Genomic DNA, 23,209 nt, shown 5'->3' on the forward strand with positions numbered 1-23,209 from the left:
TGCCGGGCGCACCGCCAGCGCGCATTCCCCGAAGTGGCGCACGGCACTGCCGCACAACGGGGCAAACCCACCCCTTCTGGCCCTGCGAGTCGCAGCGGGTTGGCTCTTCGCCCGCATGCACCCAGCGCCTATCTTCGACACAAGGTCCTCGCCCTGGCGAGGTCCGAATCCGATTGCCTGTGTCGAACTCCCCGAGGTCCTGTCATGCAGCTCCCGCTCCCTCCTCTTCCTCCCCTGCTCACGCGCCGCGCCACCCTGCTTTCCGCCACGCTGCTGGCAGCGAGCACCCTGCTCCGGCTGCCCGCTTCCGCGGCCGAGGAACCGAAGCGCGGCGGCACGCTGGTGATCGGCAGCACGCAGACGCCGCGGCATCTCAACGGCGCGGTGCAGTCGGGAATTGCCACCGCCATGCCCTCCACGCAGATCTTCGCGAGCCCGCTGCGCTTCGACGACAAGTGGAACCCGCAGCCCTACCTGGCCGAGTCGTGGAAGCTGGCGGAAGACGGCAAGTCGCTCACGCTCAAGCTGCGCAAGGACGCGGTGTTCCACGACGGCAAGCCGATCACCTCGGCCGACGTGGCCTTCTCCATCATGGCCATCAAGGCCAACCACCCGTTCACGACCATGATGGGCCCGGTCGAGAAGGTGGACACGCCCGACCCGTACACCGCCGTCATCCGCATGAGCATGCCGCACCCGGCCATCGTGCTGGCGATGTCGCCGGCGCTGTGCCCCATTCTTCCCAAGCACATCTACGGCGACGGGCAGGACCTGAAGAACCACCCGCGCAACACCACGGACGTTGTCGGCTCGGGCCCCTTCCTCGTGACCGAGTTCAAGCCCGCGCAGCGCATCGTGATGGAGCGCTTCGACAAGTTCTTCCTGCCCGGCAAGCCGTACCTCGACAAGGTGATCGTGAACGTCACGCCCGACATGGCCAGCCTGGTGCTGGGCCTGGAGCGCGGCGACATCCAGATGCTGCCCTTCGCCACGCTGCCCACGGACCTGAAGCGCTTCGCGAACGACCCGCGGGTGTCGCTCACGCCCAAGGGCTACGACGGCATCGGTGCGCTCAACTGGCTGGCCTTCAACACCGCGAAGAAGCCGCTGTCGGACGTGCAGGTGCGCAAGGCCATCGCCACGGCCATCGACAAGAACTTCATCGCCAAGGCGCTGATGGGCGGCTTCGCGACCGTCTCCGACGGCCCGCTGGTGGCCAGCAGCCCCTTCGCGGTGCCCGACCTGGTGCGCTATCCGCTCGACCTGAAGAAGGCCGGCGAGATGCTCGACGCCGCCGGCTACAAGGCCGGCGCGGGCGGCGAGCGCTTCAAGCTCACCATCGACTACCTGCCTGGCGCGGACGACCAGCAGAAGAACGTGGCCGAGTACATCCGCGGGCAGCTCAAGAAGGTGGGCATCACGGTGGAGGTGCGCGCCTCGGCCGACTTCCCGGCCTGGGCCAAGCGGCTGGCCTCGCACGACTTCGACATGTCGATGGACACGGTCTTCAACTGGGGCGATCCGATCATCGGCGTGCACCGCACCTACCTGTCGACCAACATCAAGCCCATCGTCTGGACCAATACCCAATCCTACGCCAATCCGAAGGTGGACGAGCTGCTCAACACCGCCGGGGGCCTGATCGACCCGACGCAGCGCAAGGCCTACTACGCGACCTTCCAGAAGATCGTGACCGACGAGCTGCCCATCGAGTTCATCAACCAGGTGCCGTACCACACCATCACCAGCAAGAAGGTGGCGAACGTGCCGGTCACCATCTGGGGGCCGCTGTCGCCGCTCGACGAGGTGTACCTGAAGTAGGCGGGCGGGCGACATCATGGGCACGCTTCGCTACGCCGCCTCGCGGCTGCTCCAGGCCCTCGGCCTGGTGCTGGCCGTGGTGGTGCTCAATTTCGTGCTGGTGCACGCGGCGCCGGGCGATCCGGTGGAAACCATCGCGGGCGCCAGCGGCGGCATGTCGCCCGAGCTGATGGCGCAGTTGCGCACGCAGTACGGCCTCGACCGCTCGCTGCCGGTGCAGCTGGGCGTGTACCTCGGCAAGGTGGCGCAGGGCGACCTGGGCTACTCGTACTTCTTCAACCTGCCGGTGACCAGCATGATCGCCGAGCGCGTGCCGGCCACGCTGCTGCTGGTGCTGAGCGCGGTGCTGCTGGCCTTCTTCGTGGGCACCGCGCTGGGGGTGCTTTCATCGCGCAGGCCCAACGGGCTGCTGTCGCAGTTCATCACCGTGCTGTCGCTGGTGGGCTTCGCGGCGCCGGTGTTCTGGCTGGGGATCATGCTGGTGATACTGCTGGCCTCGGTGTTTCCGGTGCTGCCGGTGGCGGGCATGCGCTCCATCGACTCGACGGGCAGCGGCGGCTTCGCCGACATGCTCGACGTGGCGCACCACCTGGTGCTGCCCACGCTCACGTTGAGCCTGGTGTATCTCGCGCAGTACAGCCGCCTCGCGCGCTCGTCGATGCTCGACGTGCTGGGCTCCGACTTCATCCGCACCGCGCGCGCCAAGGGGCTGGCCGACCGCGTCGTGCTCTACAAGCATGCGCTGCGCAATGCGCTGCTGCCGGTGGTGACGGTGCTGGGCCTGCAGTTCGGCAACGTGCTGGCGGGCGCGATCCTGGTGGAGACGGTGTTCAACTGGCCCGGGCTCGGCCGGCTCGCCTTCGAGTCGGTGCTGCGGCGCGACTACCCGACCATCCTCGGCGTGCTGCTGTTCTCCTCCATCGTGGTGGTGGTGATGAACCAGCTCACCGACCTGTGCTATCGCTTCATCGATCCGCGGATCAAGGCCTCATGAGCAAGGTGATTCCAATGTCGACCGCTGCTGCTTCCGCTGCCGCATCCCCCAGGCCCGCGGTGCGCGTCGAGCACCCGGGCATGGAGGCGATGCGCATGTTCCTGCGCAATCCGGCAGCCATCATCGGCATGGCGATGCTCGTCGCCGTGCTGCTGGTGGCCATCCTCGGGCCGTGGCTCTACCCCGCCGACCCGTTCGAGATCAAGGCCGCGCCGCTCACGCCACCCTTCAGCGAAGACGCCTGGCTCGGCAGCGACTACCTCGGCCGCGACGTGCTCACCGCGCTGATCTACGGCGGCCGCGCAACCTTGCTGGTGGGCGCGGTGGCCGCGCTGCTGTCGGTGCTGATCGGCATCACGCTGGGCGCCTTCGCCGGCTACTACGGCGGCAAGGTCGATGCCGCGCTGATGAAGCTCACCGAGTTCTTCCAGGTGCTGCCGGCACTGCTGTTCGCGATGGTGGTGGTGACGCTGTTCTCGCCAACGCTGGTGACGGTGACGCTGGCCATCGGCATCGTGAGCTGGACCGGCACCGCGCGGCTCACGCGCGCCGAGTTCATGAAGTACCGGGGGCTGGAGTTCGTGCGGGCAGAGCGGGCCATCGGCGCGCGCGACGCACGCATCATCTGGAAGGTGATCCTGCCGAACGCGCTGCCGCCGCTGGTGGTGTCGGCCACGCTGGCCATCGGCGCGTCGATCCTTTTCGAAGCGGGGCTCTCCTTCCTCGGCCTGGGCGATCCGAACCAGATGAGCTGGGGCCTGATGATCGGCTCCAGCCGGCAGTACGTGCTGTCGTGCTGGTGGGCCGTGGCCTTTCCGGGGGCGGCAATCTTCATCACCGTGCTGGCCGTGAGCCTGATCGGCGACGGCCTGAACGATGCCCTCAACCCGAAGCTGAGGGAAAGATGAAGTCCACCGTGCGTGCGAAAGGTATCTCTGTATGACTCCGCCTTCCGATGACACGCTGCTGCGCGTGCAGGACCTGCACGTCGAGTTCAGCACGCGGCGCGGCAAGGCGCTGGTGCTCAACGGGGTCGACTTCGAGATCCGCGCCGGCGAGACGCTGTGCGTGGTGGGCGAATCGGGCTGTGGCAAGAGCATGACGGCGCTGGCGCTGCTGCGGCTCATTCCCTCGCCGCCGGGACGCATCCGCGGCGGACGGGTGCTGTTCCAGGGCGAAGACCTGGTGCAGGCCACCGACGCCCGCATGCGCGAGGTGCGCGGCAACCGCATCTCGATGATCTTCCAGGAGCCGATGACGTCGCTGAACCCGGTGTTCACCGTGGGCGACCAGATCGGCGAATCGCTGCAGCTGCACGCCGGCATGAACGCGCACGCGGCGCGGCAGCGCGCCATCGAGATGCTGCGGCAGGTGGGTATTCCGGCGCCCGAGCGGCGCGTGGACGAGTACCCGCACCAGCTCTCCGGCGGCATGCGACAGCGGGTGATGATCGCGATGGCGCTGGCCTGCAGGCCCGACATACTGATCGCCGACGAGCCCACCACCGCGCTCGACGTGACGGTGCAGGCGCAGATCTTCGACCTGCTGCGCGAGCTGCAGCGCGAGAAGGGCACGGCCATCATGCTCATCACTCACGACATGGGCGCAGTGGCCGAGATGGCCGATCGCGTGATGGTGATGTACGCGGGCCGCGTCATCGAGCAGGGCACCACCGAGCAGGTGCTGTCGGAACCCGGCCACCCCTACACGCGCGGGCTGATCGACTGCCTGCCCGAACTCGGCAGCAGCGCGGCGCAGGAAAGCGACGGGCGCCACGACCTCGCCGAGATCGCCGGGGTGGTGCCTTCGATCTGGGAGCTGGGCACCGGCTGCGCCTTCCGCGAGCGCTGTCCGCGCGCGATGCCGCGCTGCGCGGCCGAGGTGCCGCCGATGTTCGCAGTGCATGGCGAGGTGGCCTCCGGCGTGCCGCATGGCGCAGCCTGCTGGCTGCATGCCGAGCCGGCGGCTGCGGCACAACCCCGAAGGGAGGCCGCATGACGCTCATCGGCAAGACCGACACGCTGCTTTCGGTCGACGACCTGAAGGTGCACTTCCCGCGCGGCAAGTCCGGCTGGGGCCGAACGCCCGAGGTGGTGAAGGCGGTGGACGGCGTGTCCTTCGCGGTGCGCCGCGGCAGCACGCTGGCGGTGGTCGGCGAATCGGGTTCGGGCAAGACCACGACCGCGCTGGCGGTGATGCGGCTCGCGCCGGTCACCTCTGGGCGCATGCAGCTGGGCGACACCGATCTGGGTGCGCTGCAGGGCGAGGCGCTGCGGCAGGCGCGCACGCGCATGCAGATCATCTTCCAGGACCCGTTCTCCTCGTTGAACCCGCGCGAGCGCGCGGGCGCCGCGGTGCGTGCGCCGCTCGACCTGATGCGGGTGGGCACGCCCGAGGAGCGCACGCGCCGCGTGGCCGAGCTCTTCGAGGCGGTGGGCCTGCGGCCGGAGCAGCAGCACCTGTTTCCACACCAGTTCTCGGGTGGGCAGCGCCAGCGCATCAACATCGCCCGGGCGCTGGCCACCAACCCGGAGCTGGTGGTGTGCGACGAGCCGGTGTCGGCGCTCGACATCGCCATCCGCGCGCAGATCCTGAACCTGCTGGCACGGCTGCAGCGCGAGCTGGGCCTGACCTACCTCTTCATCTCGCATGACATGGCGGTGGTGGAGCACATCTGCGACGACATCGCAGTGATGTACCTGGGCCAGATCGTCGAGCGCGCGCCGCGCCGCAGCTTCTTCGCGCGGCCGCTGCACCCGTACAGCGTGGCGCTGATGTCGGCGGTGCCGACCGTGAGCGGCGGAAGGCGTCGCGCCGCGAACCGCATCAAGCTGAGCGGAGACCCGCCCAGCCCCATCGACCCGCCCAAAGGCTGCCGCTTCGCCGGCCGCTGCCCGGTGGCGGAAGCGGCCTGCGCGGCGGAACTGCCGCCGCTGCGCGAGGTCGCGCCCGATCATTGGGTACGCTGCAGGCGCGTCGACGTCGTCGACGGGCTGCCGCGCCCTCCTCTTTCGATTCCCGAGTCGCCATGAGCCAGACGAACAACACCACCATCTTCGCCGCCCGCAAGATCATCACCATGAACCCGATGCAGCCGCATGCCACCCACGTGGCGGTGCGCGACGGCCGCGTGCTGGCCGTCGGCGCGCTCGCGGACATGCAGGGCTGGGGGCCCTTCACGCTCGACGAGCGCTTCGCCGGCAAGGTGCTGATGCCCGGCCTCGTCGAAGGCCACTGCCACCTGAAGGAAGGCAGCATGTGGGACTGGACGTATCTCGGCTGGTTCGACCGCCGCGACCCCGAGGGCAAGGTGTGGAGCGGCCTGCGCTCGATGGACGAGGTGGTCTCGCGCCTCTCCGACGTGGCCGCGAGGATGACGGCCGAGGGCATTCCCGACACCGAGCCGCTCGTCGCCTGGGGATTCGATCCGATCTACTTCGGCGGCGAGCGCATGACGGTGCGCCACGTGGACCGGGCGAGCAGCACGCGGCCCATCGTCATCGGCCATGCCAACGGCCACCTGATGAACGTCAACAGCGCGATGCTGCGCATCGCCGAGATCACGCGCGACAACGAGGTCGAAGGCGTGGTCAAGTTCGCCGATGGCGACAGCGCGGGCGAGCCCACCGGCGAGCTGCAGGAGCCGGCCGCGATGTTCCTGGTGCTGCGCAAGATCGGCAATGCCGGCCTGCTCGCGCCGATGACCGAGGCCGGCGTGCGCTCCTTCGCGCGGCTGGCCTGCCTGCAGGGCGTGACCACCGCGACCGACCTGGTCAACAAGCTCACGCCCGAGGACTGCAGCGTGCTGGAAAAGGCCACGGGCGACGACGGTTTCGGCGTGCGCATCCTGCCCGCGTTCCAGGCCTTCCACGGCACGCACGGTGCCGCGCAGGGTGCGGAGCACGTGAAGTCGCTGATGCCGCGCAACACCGACCGGCTGCGCTACGGGCTGGTGAAGATGATGCTCGACGGCTCGATCCAGGGCTTCTCGGCGCGGCTGCGCTGGCCGGGCCACTTCAACGGCGCGCCCAACGGCATCTGGGTGACCGCACCCGCGCAGTACGAGGCCGACTTCGAGACCTACCACCGCGCGGGCCTCACGATCCACACGCACACCAACGGCGACGAGGCCAGCGAGGTGGCCATCGACGCCATCGAGCGGGTGCTCGCGCGCGCGCCGCGTCCCGACCACCGCCACACGCTGCAGCACGGCCAGATGATCGACGCGCCGCTGTTCCGCCGCATGGCATCGCTGGGGCTGTGCGCCAACCTGTTCGCCAACCACATCTGGTACTGGGGCGACCAGCACTACGAAATGACCATGGGCCCCGACCGCGCCAACCGCCTCGACGCCTGCGGCAGCGCGCTCGCGGCCGGCGTGCCGCTGGCCATTCACTCCGACGCGCCGGTGACGCCGCTCGGCCCGCTCTTCACCGCATGGTGCGCCGTCAACCGCATCACGCCCCAGGGCCGGGTGCTGGGCGAGGCAGAGCGCATCACCGTGCCGCAGGCGCTGCGCGCCATCACGCTTGGTGCCGCATGGACGCTGAAGCTCGACGGCGAGATCGGCAGCATCGAGTGCGGCAAGCGCGCCGACTTCTGCGTGCTGGAAGACGACCCGCTGGAGATGGACCCGATGGCGCTGAAGGACGCGCGCGTGTGGGGCACGGTGCTGTCGGGCCGCGTGTTCGAGGCGCAGAGGGTTCAAGTGAGCCGGGGCGCGTGATGCCGGCAAGTCGCTTGCCGTTCACCGTCATCGGCGGCTTTTTGGGGGCAGGCAAGACCACGCTGCTCAACCGCTGGCTGCGCGAGGCGAAGGGGCTGCGCATGGCGGTGCTGGTGAACGACTTCGGCGCGCTCAACATCGATGCCGATCTCATTGCCGCCACCCACGGCGACACCACCGCGCTGACCAACGGCTGCGTGTGCTGCCAGATCGGCGACGACCTGGGCCGTGCGCTGGTGGACGTGATCGAGGCGAAGACGCCCTTCGACGCGGTGGTGATCGAGGCCAGCGGCGTGTCGGACCCGTGGCGCATCGCGCAGATCGGCATGGCGGCGCCGGAGCTGAGCCTCGAAGGCGTCATCGTGCTGGTGGACGCGAGCGTGGCTGCACGGCAGTCGGCGGATCCGCTGCTGGCCGACACGCTCGCGCGGCAGCTGAAGTCGGCAGACCTCGTGGTGCTGAACAAGGCCGACATCGCTTCGGCCGAGGCGCTGGCCGAAGCGAGGGCTTGGGTGGAAGGCAACGCGCCCGGCACGCCGTGCATCGAGACCGTCGAGGCGGCGGTGCCGCTGGCGCTGGTTTCGGGGCTTTCGCAGCCCGCCCTGGCGCCGCATGCATGCGGTCCGGGTTGCGACCACGACCACGACCATGGGCACGGCACGCCCGACCACGGCGCGATCTTCCAGACCTGGAGCGTGCAGCCCGAAGCGACGATCCCGGCTGCCACGCTGCGCGCCTGGTTGCGCGAGATGCCGCCGGGCGTGCTGCGGCTCAAGGGCCTGCTGCGCACGGGACGAGGCGCGCAAGGCGACGAGTGGTCCGAGGTGCAGTACGCAGGCCGGCACGGCTCGGTGCGCAAGGTTTCGCCGCCTCCGGGGCCGGCCCGCGCGGGCGTCGTCGCCATCGGCCTGCAAGGGCATTTGCCTGAAAAGATGCTGAAGGAATTCTTCGCGGCCTGAGCGGCGTCGAACCTGTCGTGATGCAATCGCGGGTTTCAACGCGATACGACGCCATGACCTCTTCCCTGTTGATACGCCCGCCCGTGGCCGCCGACTACCCGGCATGGAAACCGCTCTGGGACGGCTACAACGCCTTCTACGGCCGCGAGGGCCCGACCGCCCTGGCCGAAGAGATCACGCAGGCCACCTGGCAGCGCTTCTTCGATGCCTACGAACCCGTGCATGCGCTGGTGGCAGAGCGCGACGGGCAGCTGGTCGGCCTCACCCACTACCTCTTTCACCGCAGCACCACCCGCCTGGAGCCGACCTGCTACCTGCAGGACCTGTTCACGCTGCCCTCGGAACGCGGCAAGGGCGTCGGCCGGCAGTTGATCGAAGGCGTGTACGAACGCGCGAAGCTCGGGGGCGTGCACCGCGTGTACTGGCAGACGCAAGTGACCAACACGGCGGGCCGCAAGCTCTACGACAAGGTCGCCACGCACGACGGCTTCATCGTGTACGGCACGCTGGTCTGAGCCGGGCTCAGTACTTGATCGTCACTCCGGCCTTCACGCCGTTGTTGGTCTTGCCGTCCGTCTGCACCCCGCCCGAGAACGACACGTTGCCGCCGGTGCTGGCGCCGAGCGAGTAGGTGGGCCGGGGCGTGGAGGTGTCGGTGCCGATGTAGGTGCCGCTGCCGTCGGGGCGCTGCACGCCGACGGTGGCGCCGTTGACGGTGGCCGACGTCTCGGTGGGATTGACGTTCGGGGCGACGTAGACGGTGCCCTTCTCGTCGTTGTCTACAGGCAGCTTGATGGGCTCTGCCCTCGCCGCGAAGCCGAGCATGCCCAGCACTGCGCTGGTGGCAAGTACGTATCGATGCATTCCTTCGATGTTTGGCGAGGTGCCGGCCGGCGCGCGTAGGACGACAGGAAATCCGGCATGCGGACCGTGCCGCCGGTCGATGTCGCGAGTTAACTCGTTGTTAACCTGAGTACTTGCGTACTCAAGCTCGAACCTGTGGCAATGGACACGATCACGCTCTACGATCCATGCACGAAATCGAGCAGGAGAACCTCCCCAATGTCCATCAACGAAGTCGTCATGCCGGAGCAATTGCTTAGCGCGCTCGACGCCCAGAGCCGCACGCCCATCGCGCGCATCGGCGAGGCGCTGATCTCGCTGGACATGATCACGCAGGCGCAACTGCGCGCCGGGCTCGAGCGCCAGAAACTCGATCCGATGGTGCCGCTGGGCGAAACGCTCGTGCGCATGGGCGTGGTGAGCCGGGGCCAGCTGCAGGCGGCGCTGGTGCGCAAGATGGGCTACCCGCTGGTCAACCTGCATCTGTTTCCGCCGGCAGCCGAGGCGTTGCGCAAGCTGCCGCATGCGGTGGCGCGGAGGCTGCAGGTCATGCCGCTGATGCTGCACGAGGGGCGGCTGATCGTCGCCATCGACGATCCGACCAGCCGGCATTCGGCGCTCGACGAGGTCGAGTTCATCGCCCAGATGAAGGTCACGCCGGTGGTCGGCCAGTGCCTGGACCTCGACGGCGTGCTGAACGCGGTGTACGAGAAGATCGGCGAGCACACGGGCGGGTCGTCCAACCCCTTCGCGGCCCATTTCGATCCGAGCCAGCCGCTGGACTTCGACGTGGCCGGCACGAGCGAGCTGCTGCAGACGCTGGAGAAGGAAGTCGCCGCCCCGCAGACGGCGAGCGAGGCGCCCATCGAGCAGTCCGACAACTCGCTGGTGCGCATGATCAACAGCATGATCATCGAGGCGCACCGCGAGGGCGTCTCCGACATCCACATCGAGAGCTACCCCGGCCAGGAGAAGACGCGAATCCGCTTCCGGCGCGACGGCCTGCTGCACACCTACCTGGAGCTGCCGCCGAGCTACCGCAACGCGATCGTCGCGCGCGTCAAGATCATGTGCGACCTCGACATCAGCGAGAAGCGCAACCCGCAGGACGGCAAGATCAACTTCGCCAAGTACTCGCCGCAGCACCGCATCGAGCTGCGCGTGGCGACCATTCCCACCAACAACGGCCTCGAGGACGTGGTGATGCGCATCCTGGCATCGGCCAAGCCCATTCCGATGGACCGGCTGGGCCTGTCGCCCGACAACCTCGCACAGCTGACGAAGGCGGTCGAGCGCCCCTACGGCATGGTGCTGTGCGTGGGCCCGACGGGCTCGGGCAAGACCACCACGCTGCACTCGGCGCTCATGCACATCAACACGCCCGAGCGCAAGATCTGGACGGCGGAAGACCCGGTGGAGATCACCCAGTCGGGGCTTCGGCAGGTGCAGATCAATCCGCGCATCGACTGGACCTTCGCGAAGGCGCTGCGCGCCTTCGTGCGCGCCGACCCCGACGTGATCATGGTGGGCGAGATCCGCGACGAGGAAACCGCCAGGACCGCCATCGAGGCCTCGCTGACCGGCCACCTGGTGCTCTCGACCCTGCACACCAACAGCGCCCCCGAGACCGTCACCCGCCTGCTGGACATGGGAATGGACCCGTTCAACTTCGCCGACTCGCTGCTGGCCGTGCTTGCGCAGCGGCTGGTGCGGCGGCTGTGCACGCAGTGCACCACCGGCACGCCCGCGAGCCCCGAGGCCATCGGCGAACTGCTCGATGACTACATGCACGCCTTCGGACCCGAGCAGCAGCGCGACGCGGCGCAGCGCCAGACGGTGCTGGCGGGCTGGGTGCAGCGCCACGGCCGCGACGGCCGTCTGCACACCTACACCAGCAAGGGCTGCAAGCACTGCGGCGACACCGGCTTCAAGGGCCGCGTGGGCATCCACGAGCTGATGACCATGTCGAGGACCCTGCGCCGCCTGGTGCAGACCGGCGCACGCGCCGAGGAGCTTCAGCAGGCCGCGCTGGGCGAAGGCATGCGCACGCTGCGCCAGGACGGCATCGAGAAGGTGCTGGCCGGGCAGACCAGCATCGAGGAAGTGCGCGCGACCAGCAACGTGTGAGCGGCCTCGAGCGGGCTACAGCTCGCTCACCGGAATGAACGGCGCGATCAGCCGCAGCTTCAACCGCTGCCACGCGGTGGTTTCCGGCGGCACGTCGTAGGCCGTCTGCGTGCCGTCCTCGTTGTCCTCCACCCATTCGATGTCGCGGCCGCTCGCGTCCAGCCGCAGGCGGTAGGCGCTGCCGGCATCGGCGAAGCTGTCGAGCTGCCTGGCCATCTGCGGGCTCTCGATGATGAGGCCCAGCTCGGTGTTGAGGCGGGCCGAGCGCGGGTCGAGGTTCATCGAGCCCAGGAACACCTCCTTGTGGTCGACGATGCCGTTCTTCATGTGCAGGGCGCCGGTGCGATGGCCGAAGATGCCGAGCTTGCCCCGCTTCACGCTCAGCGTGGGGCTCAGCTCGTAGATGGCCACGCCCGACTTCAGCAGCTCGTGGATGTGCGGCCAGTAGCCCACGTACACCCAGGGCTCGTCGGTGGAGGCCAGCGAGTTGGTGACCAGTTCGACCTTGATGCCCGCGGCCTGCGCCTCGGCGAGGCTGGCCACGGCCGCGTCGGAGGGCACGAAGTACGGCGACACCATCTTGATGCTCGATCGCGAGGTGCGGAACCACCGGATCACGCCCTCGGTCACCGTGCCCTTGATGGAGTTCTCGCGTTCGTTCAGGCCCTCGGTCTTGCTGAGCGGATCGAACAGCACCCGCGCACGGGCCCACAGCAGCGGGCTGAGCCGGGCCTCGGCCAGCTCGAAGGGCAGATTGAGCATCGGCACTATCTCCTGCGGCAGCAGGGCGGGCTCGCCTTCGACGGGGTTGGCGATCCTGCCGTCGAGCGGAATGCGCGGCGCCAGCGGCGGCCTGGCGGCGGCCGTGAGCCTTTCGAAGTTCTGCCGCAACTGCTCGGGCGTGAGCGCGCTGCTGGCGATGCGCCCCACCGGGTAGACGACCGTGCTGTTCCAGTAGTGGTCGAACTCGTCGGACAGCTGCCGCACCACGGGGCCGGCCGCGAACACGTCCATGTCGATGAAATTGCTGCCGGCGGCGTTCATCACGTATTCGTCGGCCATGTTGCGGCCACCCGCCACCGCCGCCACGTTGTCGGCCACGAAGAGCTTGTTGTGCATGCGCCGGTTGACGCGGCCGAACTCCAGCCCCGAGCTGATGAAGCGCGTCACGTCGCTGCCGCGTCCGCCGGGAAAGGGGTTGAACAAGCGCACCTGCACATTCGGGTAGCTGGCGAGTGCGAGGAGCAGGTCATCCTCGCCGGTGGTGTAGAGGTCGTCGACCAGCAGCCGCACACGCACGCCGCGCTGCGCGGCGTCGCGCAGCTCGCGCATCAAGGCGCGGCCGGTGTTGTCGGCGGCGAGCAGGTAGTACTGCACGTCGAGGCTGCGCGTGGCGAGCTTCGCGAGCTCGATGCGGGTAGCGAAGGACGTGGGGCCGTAGGGCAGGAGCTGGAAGCCCGAGCGATCGTCGGAACGATCCTCAGGCAGGACCCGGCGCGTGATCGCATCCAGCGGCGTGTTCGAGAAATCCGCAATGGCCGTGACGGGCCGGTCGGACACCGGCGGAGGCAGCGTGGAGCATGCGCTCATCAGCATCGAGAACACCAGCGCCAATGCGGCAACGGGTGCGCGCCAGCATGCGGTCATCATTTGTTCAGCTCCCGGCTTGTCGGTTGCGGCTTCGCCTCCCGCTCAAGGGGGAAAGGGCGATCCGGCCGAGAGTATGACGCGCCGACGCCGCCTCAGCCTGCGCAGGCGGCGGCGCGCTGCTGCGCGGGGTATTCCATCTCGAGCATCACCCAGTCGCGGCGCGCGGCGCCGTGCCGGCCGGCGATCTCGCACAGGGTGCGATCCAGTTGCGGCACCGGCTTGAGCGTGGCCGACAGCGGCAGGCGCAGCGCACCTACGTCGCCTGCGCCCGCAGGACGTGCTGTCAGCACGAGCCCGCTGCGCAGCCTGACCGGCCCCGAGGGCGACACCGCCTCGACGCGGACGCGCCCGGTGCGCTCCCAGGCATCGGTGGCGAGTGCGAGCGAGACGTCGTCCATGCCGTCTCGCACCTCGACCGTCCAGCGCTCACCGCGCCAGAAGGCGGCCTTGTCGAGCAGGTAGTCGATGCGCTTGCCGTTGTCGAGCGCGAAGGGTGTGCTGTCGTGCGCCGGGCTCCAGGACGCCACGCCCAGATCGGCCGCGACCGCGGACGCCTTCTCGCGTCCGCCGATGGCCTCCACCAGCGCCAGCATGGCGGGCACCGACGCGGTGATGCCGGTGGTGGTGGCCACACCCCGGTCCACCACGTAGCGGCGGTGCGGAACGTGCGCGGAGCCCGGGTGGCGCTTCAACAGCGTGCCGCGGTCGTACCAGTGGCCTGCGAAGCGACGGCCGTCGAGCAGGCCGGCCTGTCCGACCACCCGGGCGCCGGAGCACACACCGATCACGCGGGCTCCCTGCCCGGCCTGACGACTGAGCCAGCCGGTGATCTCGGGCGCATCGTCCGACATCATCGCGGGGACGATCACGTAGTCGGCACCCGCAGGGTGTGCGCGGTCGAAGCTGGCGAAGTCCTGCGCGCCATCCACCTGCAGCGCCGGGAACAGATCGACCTGCCCGGCGCGCGGCGCGACGATGCGCACATCGGCCACGTCCGCGCGCTGCAGCACCGCATACGGCAGCATCAGGTCGGTCATCTCGGTGCCTTCGTTGGAGGCGAGCACGGCGACGACCGGCCGGGCACCGCTAGCGCCACGGGGCTTCATCGCATCGAGGAACGCCTGGTGATCGCGCTGCAGCGCCGCTGCATCGTCAAGGGGCGGCGGCAGCGGCGCACCGGCGGAACAGCCCGCCAGAACCAGCATCGCCAGCCAGGCGGCAGCGAGCGCGCGTGAAAATGACCCAGTGAACATCGACCTTTCTCCATGACTGCAGGCAAGGCCCCGAGACTACGAATGCCCACACCGCCCCACAAGGACGAAGAAGCCGCGGTTTCTGCCAGCACGGGCACAGCCGGTGCCGTGGTGCTGGTCGCGTTCGATGGCGTCGAGGCCATCGACATCGCGGGCCCGGCCAGCGTCTTCAGCAAGGCCGAGCAGATGCGCCCCGGCACCTACCGGCTGCACATCGCCTCGCCGGCCGGCGGCAGCGTGCTCACCAACGGCGGCCTGAGCTTCGCGGGCACGCTGGCGCTGCGGGATCTGCCGCACGAGATCGACACGCTGATCGTGGCCGGCGGCGACGAGCCCTCGGTGCGCTCGGCCATCTTCGAGCACAGGGTGAGCGATTGGATCGCCGAAGCCGCGCCGCGTGTGCGCCGCGTGGCAAGCGTGTGCACCGGCGCCTTCGCGCTCGCGGCAGCCGGCCTGCTCGACGGCCGCGAGGCCACCACCCACTGGAGCGCCTGCGACATGCTGCAGGCGCTGCGCCCCCAGGTGCGCGTGCAGCGCGAGCGCATCTACGTGCACGACGGCCCGATGTGGACCTCGGCCGGCGTCACCACCGGCATCGAGCTCGCGCTGGCCCTGGTGGAGGACGACTTGGGCCGCGCCGTGTCGATGGACATCGCCCGCACCCTGGCGCTGCCCATGCTGCGCGGCGGCGAGCAGCCCCAGCTGAGCCAGGCGCTCGAGGCGCAGGCCACGGCCAGCCACCGCCTGCGCGAGCTGGTCGCGTGGATAGGCACGCATCCGCAGGAAGACCTGTCGGTCGAGGCGATGGCCGACCGCGTGCAGATGAGTCCGCGCAATTTCGCGCGCGCCTTCGCGGCCCAGACCGGCCGCACCCCCGCGCGCTTCGTGGAGCAGACGCGCGTTGCCGCCGCCGCGCAGTTGCTGCGGCAGACGCAATGGACGCAGGAGAAGATCGCCCGCCGCAGCGGCTTTCGCTCGGTGGATGCGTTGCAGCGCGCGTTCGCGCGGCAGCATGGGGTGACGCCGCAGGTGTATCGCGACGAAGGTGGTGCCAGCCGCTGAGCCACCAAATCGCTGCCGCGCCGCGATAGCAGCGAGCAATCGCCTCGGACATCGGTGAGCCTCAGGTCGTGGCCGACCTTGTGGATCAGCATGCCCGGCACGGCTCTCCCAAAAAGGCCTGATCTACCAGTTCTCGGGTATGGCGACTCTGGAAACAAAAACACACACTTGCGCTGTTTTTGTCTTGTCTGCCGTTTCAGCGAAGGAGGAACCATGACCGCTCGACTCCGCCCCGTACTCAGATGCCTGCAGGCCGCCGCATTGCTCGCTGTCGGAAGCGCCCACGCAGCGGGCTATGTGGCCGGCGACCCAGGCAACCCGGGGCCCAACCTGCCAGGCTGGTCGAGCTCCGGCGGCGGTGCCGGCCCCACGGTCCAGGGAGACGGCACCACGGCGATCGGCGCGGGCGGCGACGGGAGCAACGGAACCGCCGGGGGAGCCGGTGGCACGGGCGGTGCCGGCGCCAGTGCGAGTGCAAACGGCGCGACGGCCATCGGCGGTGGCGGCACCGCCGGCCAGGGCTTTGCGGGTGGCACAGGCGGCGCCGGCGGCAGCGGTGCGCAGGCTTCGGCCAGCGGTGCCATCGCGGTCGGCGCGGGAGGCCAGGGCGCAGAAGGCTGCTGCGGTTTCCCCGGCCACGCCGGCGGCAGCGGCGCGCAGGCATCGGGCACCTCGGCGATCGCCATCGGCAGTGCCTCGGGCACCACCCAGGGTGCGGTGGCCTCGGGCAACGGCAGCACCGCAATCGGCGGCGCCTACAACGGCTTCGCCGGCGCGTCTGCGCTGGCCACCGGCGGCGTGGCCATCGGCTCAGGCAGCCAGGTCGCGGTCGGCGCGACCAACAGCATCGCCATCGGCGCCAACTCGGTCGCCACCGCGGCGAACACGGTTTCCTTCGGCTCGGCAGGCCAGACGCGCACCCTCGTCAACGTGAGCGCGGGCGCTGTGAACGCCACGAGCACCGATGCCGTCAACGGCAGCCAGCTCTATACGGTGCAACAGACCTCCAATGCGGCCTTAGGCCTCGCGCAGAACTCGGCGCAGTACGGCGCCGGCGGCGCCACGCTGCAGCTCAACGCCAACAATGGTGCTGGGACGGTCATCAACAATGTGGGCACCGGCCAGGCAAGCACCGATGCGGCCAACGTCGGCCAGGTGCAGCAGGCGCAGCAGACGGCCATCACCACTGCCAACAACTTCACCGTGCAGCAGTTCAGCGCGCTGCAGTCGCTGATGAACCAGGCCCTGTCCAGCGGCGTGTGCGCGGTGAGCGCAAGCGGCTCGGTGGCCTGCGGCCCGGGCGCGGGCGCCAGCGGCGCGGGCAGCACCTCGATGGGTACCAACGCGCAGGCCACCGGAGAGAACACCGTGGCCGTCGGCAACGGCGCGCAGGCCAACCACGCGGGCTCCGTGGCCATCGGCGCGGGCGCGAAGGCGCTGGCCGATCCCACCACCGCGGTGGGCAACAACGCCGTGGCCGCCGGCAACAACGCCGTCGCGCTGGGCGCGAACACGCTGGCCAGCGGCAACAACGCGGTGGCGCTGGGCCAGGGCTCGGTGGCCGACCGAGACAACACCGTGTCGGTCGGCAACGCCGCCACCAACCAGTTGCGCGGCATCACGAATGTCGCGCCAGCCCTGCTGGCCACCGACGCCGTCAACCTCGGCCAACTGCAGCAGGCCGTGGCCAACGCGACCAGCCAGGCGAACGCCTTCGCCGCGCAGGGCGTCGCGGCAGCCCTGGCCATGCCATCGATGCCGACGCTGGCTGCTGGAAAGAGATGGATGGGCGCCGCCGTCGGCAACTACGCGGGCGCATCGGGGCTGGGCGTCGCCTTCGGCTACCAGGTCAACGACAACCTGAACCTGGGGTTGGGACTCTCGACCGCGACCAGCAGCGGAAGCGGCAGCCGGGTAGCGGCCCGGGTGCAGGCGGGGTATGCGTGGTGAGGGCGGAGCCCCGCCAAACCCCGCCCGGAACCTGGCCCGACACGTCGACGCTCCCTACCCACATAGCGCTGGAACGATATTGCCGTATTCGGTCCGTCCCGGTCGTCACGCACTGACGTCGGTCAGCTACCGGGCTTCAGCATCGCCAAGCGGACTCAGCGAACCACGAACGCCAGATTGGCCAACACGTAGCCGACGGGCATGAAGACGCCGCCCCCCACGTATTGCAGCTCCAGCGAATCCTGTTGGCCTCCGGAAATCGACCCGGCGATGCCGAGGGTGGTCGACGTGCGACGCGTGCCGATCTGGATGGTCGAGCCCGACTTGGCAGCAGTCACCTTCACGCCGTCGGCACTGCTCGCAACCGCAGTCCAGGCACCGCCATCGCTGGTCGCGTGCCAGGTCTGGCCACGGTCGCTGGACTCGTAGAGGCTGCCACCGCTGGTGGCGGCCACGACGTAGCGGCCGTCGGCGGACGTGGCGATGCCTCGCCAGTCCCGGTTGACGCTCTGCGCGCCCCATGTGGTACCCGAATCGGTGGAAACCCAGACAGCGCCCGTGTCCACGGTGGCGTACAGGATGCTGCCGTCGGCAGACGCTGCCACCGACCACCAGAACTGGCCATTCGCGCGTGCGGTCCAGCTCACGCCATAGTCGGTCGAGACATACAGCTGCCCGCCATTGGTGCCCGCCACCAGAACCCGGCCATCGGCCGAAGAAGCCACGGAGCGCCAGGCGCGGCTCGACTCGCGCGCCGTCCAGCTGCTGCCGCCGTCCGCCGAGGTCCAGATCTGCCCGAGGTAGGCGGTCGCGACCAGGCGCGACCCGTCGGCGGAACTGGCCACCGCGGTCCAGGCTCGGGACGAGCCGTCGTTGGTCCACGTATCGCCGCCGTCGGTCGAACGGAAAAGCGCGCCGCCGTTGACTGCAGCGAGCAGCTTAAGGCCATCGCTGGAAGAAGCGATGCCACTCCAGGTCTGTACCGGCAGGCGCAGGACCCAGCTCGCCCCGGAATCGATCGAGGTGTACAGCTCGCCGATGCTGGATACTGCCGCCAGGTGGGTGGCATCAGCGGACGAGGCCAGGCCGACCCAGCTACCGGCGGGCGCCACCGAGCGCCAGTCGAAGTCCGTTCCGCCGGGCAGGCCGCGCGTGTCGATGCGCTGCCCCGCGTTCTGCGCGATGGTCCACCCGCCGCTGCCCACCCCCACCACCTTGATCCAGTCGCCCACCGTGGGCGCGGGCGGAAGGGTGAGCGTGACGCCGGTGCCCGAATTCGCCTGATAGCCGGTGTTCGACTCGGTCTGGACACTCGATGCGGTGACGCTGACCCAGCGCGTATCGGCCGGCGCGGCCGCGCACACGTAGGCCGTGGCCGTGACCTCTGCGGCGTCGAGCACGCCGTTGGCATTCAGGTCCAGCCCGGACTGCACTCGTTGACCGCCATAGGTGCAGGTGCCGCCCGGCGCTTCGGCGGCGAATGCGAGCAGGCTGTCGCGGCCACTCGACCCCGCGGCGCCCGTCGCACCCGGCGCACCGCCGCAGACGTAGGCCGAACTGGTCACCTCCGAATCCTCGAGCACGTCGTTGCGGTTCAGGTCCTTGCCGGCCAGCACCTGCGAGCCGCCCTGCGCGCAGTTGCTGCCGGCGGGCTCGGCCCGCATGCGCACCAGCGTGCTGAGGCCATCCACCCCGGCAGTGGCGTTGCAGATGTACTGGGTGGACGTGACCTCGCTGTCCGCGAGCACGTGATTGGCGTCGGCGTCCAGGCCGGCCTCGACACGTGCGCCGCCCAAGGTGCAGTTGACGCCGATCGCCTCCGGCTTGACGCGCATCAGCACCGTGGATTTGCCGGATGTGTCGGCGGGCGCAGGCGTGGCGGGCTGCTGTGCAGGGGGAACGAAGAATGCCGCGTTGCCCGCGCCACCTCCGCCACCGCCACACGCGGCCAACGCCAGAGCGGAAATCAGGCCTGCGGTCAGGCGGACGTTGCGAGCGAAGCTGTAGGCAAGTCTGGAAGAAGGCATGGGCGGACGCGGTGAATGTACGAAGGCGCGATTTGGGTTGCACCGGCGAAACGGAACGCAACGCATTGTAAGAAATTGCTGCCGAGCGGGCATATGCCCCGGAGTGGATAAAGGGGCATAGGTCCGCCTACCAGCAGTTGGAAACGAAGCGCTCGCGTCTGAACCCAATGCCGGAGGTTCCGCCCGCTAGAAGCCACCGCGGGTGATTCAGGGTTGTGCCGCACCAATCACAAAGAACAACTTAGCCATCGTGAATTCGCCTGAAGCAGGCCATTTGAAGCCCGACAGTCGTTGAGAAGTGCGCTGGTCCACTACGCCGTTGACGGTGAACACAACCTGCTCCACTTTCCCCTTGACGATCAGGACTACCAGCTTCACCCATTGCAGATCCCTTGTTGTCAGGGAGTTGTTTTTCAGCTCAGAAGCAATCAGTTGCTCCACCTGCTTCTGGGTGGCCTCATTGACGAGCTGTCCCCGCTGACCCCACTCGGACAGGAAAATTCTGCGCCGGGAGCCGTTGATTTCCCATGCATCCTTTCTGACATGAGGATCGGCATGGTCGAAAAGCTCGGCATAGATCGGATGCAAAGTCGTCAAGCAGAAGTTCATGAGCGAGTCCTTGAACGCATCCTCGGCAGTACCACCCACGCCCACGACGAAGTCATCGAGCCGCCTACCATCCTTGAACAGGATGGAGACCCGGGATTCGACCGAATAGAGCTTGCTGGCAGGAGACTCCTTGACTTGGTAAATATCGCCATCAAGGAGCACACCGTTCGCGGGAAAAAAAAGCCCGTTCGGCCTCTTATCGAACTTTGTGAAGCTATGCGCCTTCAGCCAGAGCTCGAAGTAAGAATTGACGTATTCACTCCCCTGGCCGGCATGCGCCAAACCGCTCAACAACACGGCCAGCGCCGCAAACGTGCGAATCAAAGCATTCATCGAACTCCCTCCAATTTTTGTGAATTTGCGCGAGCAAGGCTTCCTTGGTGGAAGTCGACTCGCAACCGACTACAGATTGCCCCACACCTGAATCAGCCCGATCAGGTGGACGACACCGAACGCGAGGCAAATCACCGAACTCCAGATCCAGAAGGTCGTCAGCCGCTTCCTGTCGAAGACGAGCAACGCCACGACGACAAGCCCCCGAAGCAAATAGGCCGCCGTGATCGCCGGCAGCACGAGAGACTGCAGTGGAAGCGGCTGCAACACTCCGGCCCCAGAGAGCGCATATGCAGCCCAGGTGGACAGCACACAGGCAATCAGCAGCGTGACGAGAGCTGGATACAGGTGTCCGGCCGCGGCACCTTTGGCCATGCGCTCTCCTGCACCGAAGAAGCGATACCACGCAGGTCCTCCCAGAATCACGCAGAGGTGCAGCAGCGCTGCGATGGCGCTCAGTGCAGCGCCGACTACCAGGGGCATGTTGTAGCTCACGCGTGCTTGCTATCGGTCAGGGCAGGTGCTTGCGCCCTCGCACGCTCTCTCGCGTCGGCCCGAAAGAGCCGAAGCGAACCGGCAGGCCGCTCAGCGCCTCCGCGTGTTCCACCCACGCGTGCGGCGTGGCGATGAGGTGCGGCTCGTAGATGGGCTCGGCGCTTCGCAGCAGCTGCGTCAGCGCCTGCTGATGATCGAGGTCGCGTACGCCCCCGAGCGGCAGCGACGCGATCCGGCCCGCGTCTGCCGTGCGATAGCCCGAGCACCAGCGCAGCCCCGCTCCCTCGATGGCGTCGAGGTGGCTCACCACCAGCCCGTCGAGCGTTCCGGCCACATCGAGCGCGTAGCGCAGCAGCACCGCATCGGGGTGGCCCCTGCGGAACGCGCCCTGCCAGCCTTCGTCGGCGTTGTGCGGCTCGGCCAGCCGCGCATCGAGCAGGGGGTCGTGCGTGGGCAGCGGGCCGGCGCCGTGGCGGGTGAGGTAGGTGCGCAGCACGCCGAGGTGCTGCACGGGGGCGTCGATGCCGGCGTCGTGCAGCACGGCCTCGACGGCAGCGGTGGAAATGGTGCTCCAGGTGGTGTGCGGATGGAAGCCGCGCCATTCGTCGAGCAGCACACCCTGGGCGCCCTCGAAGATCACGGTGCCGGGCATCGCGAGGCGCTGCGCGATGCGGTCGATGTCCGCGGGCGGCGACTGCGCCACGCAGGGCGCTGCCGCCTCGAGCCAGCGGCGCGCCAGCGTGCCGTCGCGCAGCATGGCGATTTCCTGTGCGGCGTCGGCATGGTGCAACGCCGGGCTGGCTTCGAACTCGCGCAGCAGCGCGGTGCGCAGCGCCCCGATCTTCTCGAGCGTGCGGGCGGTGCTGCGCAGGTCGCCATAGCGCAGCGCTTCGTCGGGCGAGGCCAGCGCCTGCTGCACGGTCTCGCCCACGCCGACGCCGCAGCTGCCGTGCGCAGCCTCGCCCCGCTCCAATTCACGCAGCCGACCTGCCGCCTGGTGGAACGGCGTGGTCACGCGGCAGCGCGCGTCGATCGACAGTCGTGCAAACGCGTCCTGCACGCCGACCCGGCGCAGCGCGGCTTCCTCGACGCGCAGCGCGGTGGGGTGCACGACCACCGGGCTCGCGAGCACCGTGCCCATGCCGGCATGGAAGCTGCCGGCGCTGAACTGCGAGAAGGTGTGGTGGCGGCCGTCGGCCAGCACGACGTTGTGGCCGGCCTGCGCGCCGCCGTTGAAGCGCACCACGGTGTGGGCGCCCGGCGTGGCGCCGAAGTGGTCGGTGAAGAGCCCCTTGCCGCAGTCCCCGAAGCCGAGGCCCAGCAGCGAGACGTAGTGCGTGGAAGCGTGAGCCGTCACACGGCCGTCAGCCGAAGAGCCGCTTCCACCAAGACGAGCGCGCGCCTGACGCGGCTGCCGCCACGCTGGGCGTCGCGTGGCGAGGTGCGTTGGGGTCGAGCAGCGCGGCATAGGCGTCGAGCGCGTGCAGCACGCCGCCGACGCGCTCCTTCCCCATGCCGGTGGCGCTCATCACGCCGGCCAGCGCGTCCAGGCTGGGCACGGCCTTCTCGGTGAGGGCGACGATGCCGGCCGCCACGGCGCAGGCGTCGTCGGGCGAGTCCATGCAGATGACGTGATCGCCCAGCAGCTCGCGCCAGCGGCCCTCGCAGCGGCGGCGGCGCTGCGCGTCGGGAATCAGGAAGAACAGGTTCGTGGTCTCGGCCGCGGCGGCGATGACTTCCTCGATGGGAATGTCCTCGTCGAGCTTCTCGCCGATGAGCGCTTCGACCTGGTGGCGCGAGACCGCGGGGTACGGCAGCTCGTCACCGGTCACGAACAGGTAGCCGCGCTTCCTGCGCTTCACCCAGCAGTCCATGTCGGTGTGCTGGGCCATGACGTAGAACGCGAGCTCGTAGCTTTCCTCGCCGGTGCCGCCGCCACCGCCTTCCAGGTAGCTCCAGGTGAGCCACTGGTCCATGAGGTTGGCGGTCGATTCGAACTGGCCGACCTGCAGCGGCGCGTGGTCGGAGTTGGCGTCGCCGATGGCCATGAACATGAGCTGCGGGTCCGCCACGCCGCAGTCGGTCAGCAGCTTCATGAAGGTGGGCAGCTCGCGGCGCGCGAGGATCTGCGGGATGTCGCCCATGGAGCCCGTCACGTCGAGTGCGAAGGCGATGCCCAGCGAGTTCGGATGGTCGGCGTTGTCGCGCGACTCGCGCACCTTGAGCCCGTGCGGGTTCATCAGCGGATGGGTGGAGCGCTGCGTGAAGACCTCCGCGCCGGGCCTCGCGGCGCGGTCTGCGATGAGTGCCGTGTGGGCGGCATGCGAGTAGTTTCCGTAGCCCATGGGTTGTGCTCTCCT

19 protein-coding genes are annotated in these 23,209 nt (G+C 68.9%); 11 read left to right on the forward strand and 8 right to left on the reverse strand.

Annotation, left to right across the window (positions count from 1 at the left end):
- The first annotated feature begins 204 nt into the window (after positions 1-204).
- From ACTJLF_RS09400 to ACTJLF_RS09435, 8 genes are read left to right on the forward strand one after another with little or no spacing between them, the layout of a single operon-like run.
- Positions 205-1,821 carry an ABC transporter substrate-binding protein gene (locus ACTJLF_RS09400; protein WP_440882946.1) on the forward strand — a complete coding sequence of 539 codons (1,617 nt, stop codon included), beginning with the start codon at positions 205-207 and terminating at the stop codon, positions 1,819-1,821.
- A gap of 16 nt (positions 1,822-1,837) precedes the next feature.
- The gene (locus tag ACTJLF_RS09405; RefSeq protein WP_126185252.1) at positions 1,838-2,815 is read left to right on the forward strand and encodes an ABC transporter permease; all 978 of its coding nucleotides are present in this window, start codon (positions 1,838-1,840) and stop codon (positions 2,813-2,815) included.
- A 14-nt stretch (positions 2,816-2,829) separates the two neighbouring features.
- Positions 2,830-3,723: an ABC transporter permease gene (locus ACTJLF_RS09410; RefSeq protein ID WP_409327469.1), complete on the forward strand. Its 894-nt coding sequence runs from the start codon at positions 2,830-2,832 to the stop codon at positions 3,721-3,723.
- Positions 3,724-3,754: 31 nt separating this feature from the next.
- A complete protein-coding gene (locus tag ACTJLF_RS09415; protein WP_354413157.1) occupies positions 3,755-4,813 on the forward strand; it encodes an ABC transporter ATP-binding protein in 1,059 nt (352 codons plus the stop codon).
- Positions 4,810-5,847 carry an ABC transporter ATP-binding protein gene (locus tag ACTJLF_RS09420; RefSeq protein WP_354424685.1) on the forward strand — a complete coding sequence of 346 codons (1,038 nt, stop codon included), beginning with the start codon at positions 4,810-4,812 and terminating at the stop codon, positions 5,845-5,847. The genes ACTJLF_RS09415 and ACTJLF_RS09420 overlap by 4 nt, the downstream gene beginning before the upstream one ends.
- Positions 5,844-7,541 carry an amidohydrolase gene (locus ACTJLF_RS09425; RefSeq protein ID WP_126185256.1) on the forward strand — a complete coding sequence of 566 codons (1,698 nt, stop codon included), beginning with the start codon at positions 5,844-5,846 and terminating at the stop codon, positions 7,539-7,541. Before ACTJLF_RS09420 ends, ACTJLF_RS09425 begins: the two co-directional genes overlap by 4 nt.
- Positions 7,541-8,500 (forward strand): CobW family GTP-binding protein, encoded by a 960-nt coding sequence (locus ACTJLF_RS09430; protein ID WP_440882947.1) that lies wholly within the window; start codon positions 7,541-7,543, stop codon positions 8,498-8,500. The genes ACTJLF_RS09425 and ACTJLF_RS09430 overlap by 1 nt, the downstream gene beginning before the upstream one ends.
- Positions 8,501-8,553: 53 nt before the next feature.
- Positions 8,554-9,015, forward strand: coding sequence for an N-acetyltransferase family protein (locus tag ACTJLF_RS09435; RefSeq protein WP_440882948.1), 462 nt, complete (start codon positions 8,554-8,556; stop codon positions 9,013-9,015).
- Between the two features lie 7 nt (positions 9,016-9,022).
- Here ACTJLF_RS09435 and ACTJLF_RS09440 read toward each other — a convergent pair whose 3' ends face one another.
- Complete coding sequence (locus ACTJLF_RS09440) at positions 9,023-9,364, reverse strand: hypothetical protein (RefSeq protein ID WP_026346433.1); 342 nt, start codon at positions 9,362-9,364, stop codon at positions 9,023-9,025.
- A gap of 198 nt (positions 9,365-9,562) precedes the next feature.
- On the opposite strand from ACTJLF_RS09440, the gene ACTJLF_RS09445 reads away from it, so the two are divergent.
- Positions 9,563-11,470: a GspE/PulE family protein gene (locus ACTJLF_RS09445; RefSeq protein ID WP_440882949.1), complete on the forward strand. Its 1,908-nt coding sequence runs from the start codon at positions 9,563-9,565 to the stop codon at positions 11,468-11,470.
- A 15-nt stretch (positions 11,471-11,485) separates the two neighbouring features.
- On the opposite strand, the gene ACTJLF_RS09450 is transcribed toward ACTJLF_RS09445, so the two are convergent.
- The gene (locus ACTJLF_RS09450) at positions 11,486-13,120 is read right to left on the reverse strand and encodes a phospholipase D family protein (protein ID WP_440882950.1); all 1,635 of its coding nucleotides are present in this window, start codon (positions 13,118-13,120) and stop codon (positions 11,486-11,488) included.
- Positions 13,121-13,212: 92 nt separating this feature from the next.
- The gene (locus ACTJLF_RS09455; protein ID WP_440882951.1) at positions 13,213-14,373 is read right to left on the reverse strand and encodes a DJ-1/PfpI family protein; all 1,161 of its coding nucleotides are present in this window, start codon (positions 14,371-14,373) and stop codon (positions 13,213-13,215) included.
- Positions 14,374-14,415: 42 nt separating this feature from the next.
- Between ACTJLF_RS09455 and ACTJLF_RS09460 the strand changes: the two genes are divergently transcribed.
- Together ACTJLF_RS09460 and ACTJLF_RS09465 are read left to right on the forward strand one after the other, a co-directional pair.
- The gene (locus ACTJLF_RS09460; protein WP_440882952.1) at positions 14,416-15,435 is read left to right on the forward strand and encodes a GlxA family transcriptional regulator; all 1,020 of its coding nucleotides are present in this window, start codon (positions 14,416-14,418) and stop codon (positions 15,433-15,435) included.
- A 213-nt stretch (positions 15,436-15,648) separates the two neighbouring features.
- On the forward strand, positions 15,649-17,385 hold the full coding sequence (locus ACTJLF_RS09465) for a YadA family autotransporter adhesin (protein WP_440882953.1): 1,737 nt from the start codon (positions 15,649-15,651) through the stop codon (positions 17,383-17,385).
- A gap of 155 nt (positions 17,386-17,540) precedes the next feature.
- Here the strand turns inward: ACTJLF_RS09465 and ACTJLF_RS09470 are convergent, their stop codons facing one another.
- From ACTJLF_RS09470 to ACTJLF_RS09490, 5 genes are all read right to left on the reverse strand, one after another.
- Positions 17,541-19,412, reverse strand: a complete 1,872-nt coding sequence (locus ACTJLF_RS09470; RefSeq protein WP_440882954.1) for a WD40/YVTN/BNR-like repeat-containing protein — start codon at positions 19,410-19,412, stop codon at positions 17,541-17,543.
- A 207-nt stretch (positions 19,413-19,619) separates the two neighbouring features.
- Positions 19,620-20,354, reverse strand: a complete 735-nt coding sequence (locus ACTJLF_RS09475; RefSeq protein WP_354424667.1) for a DUF6348 family protein — start codon at positions 20,352-20,354, stop codon at positions 19,620-19,622.
- Positions 20,355-20,423: 69 nt separating this feature from the next.
- On the reverse strand, positions 20,424-20,849 hold the full coding sequence (locus tag ACTJLF_RS09480; protein WP_354424665.1) for a hypothetical protein: 426 nt from the start codon (positions 20,847-20,849) through the stop codon (positions 20,424-20,426).
- 16 nt (positions 20,850-20,865) lie between these two features.
- Positions 20,866-22,206: an adenylosuccinate synthetase gene (locus ACTJLF_RS09485; protein WP_440882955.1), complete on the reverse strand. Its 1,341-nt coding sequence runs from the start codon at positions 22,204-22,206 to the stop codon at positions 20,866-20,868.
- A 7-nt stretch (positions 22,207-22,213) separates the two neighbouring features.
- Positions 22,214-23,194 (reverse strand): VWA domain-containing protein, encoded by a 981-nt coding sequence (locus tag ACTJLF_RS09490; RefSeq protein WP_126185267.1) that lies wholly within the window; start codon positions 23,192-23,194, stop codon positions 22,214-22,216.
- Positions 23,195-23,209: the final 15 nt, after the last annotated feature.

The sequence above is a fragment of the Variovorax sp. 22077 genome (genome assembly GCF_052044195.1).
Classification (GTDB): Bacteria; Pseudomonadota; Gammaproteobacteria; order Burkholderiales; family Burkholderiaceae_C; genus Variovorax; species Variovorax atrisoli.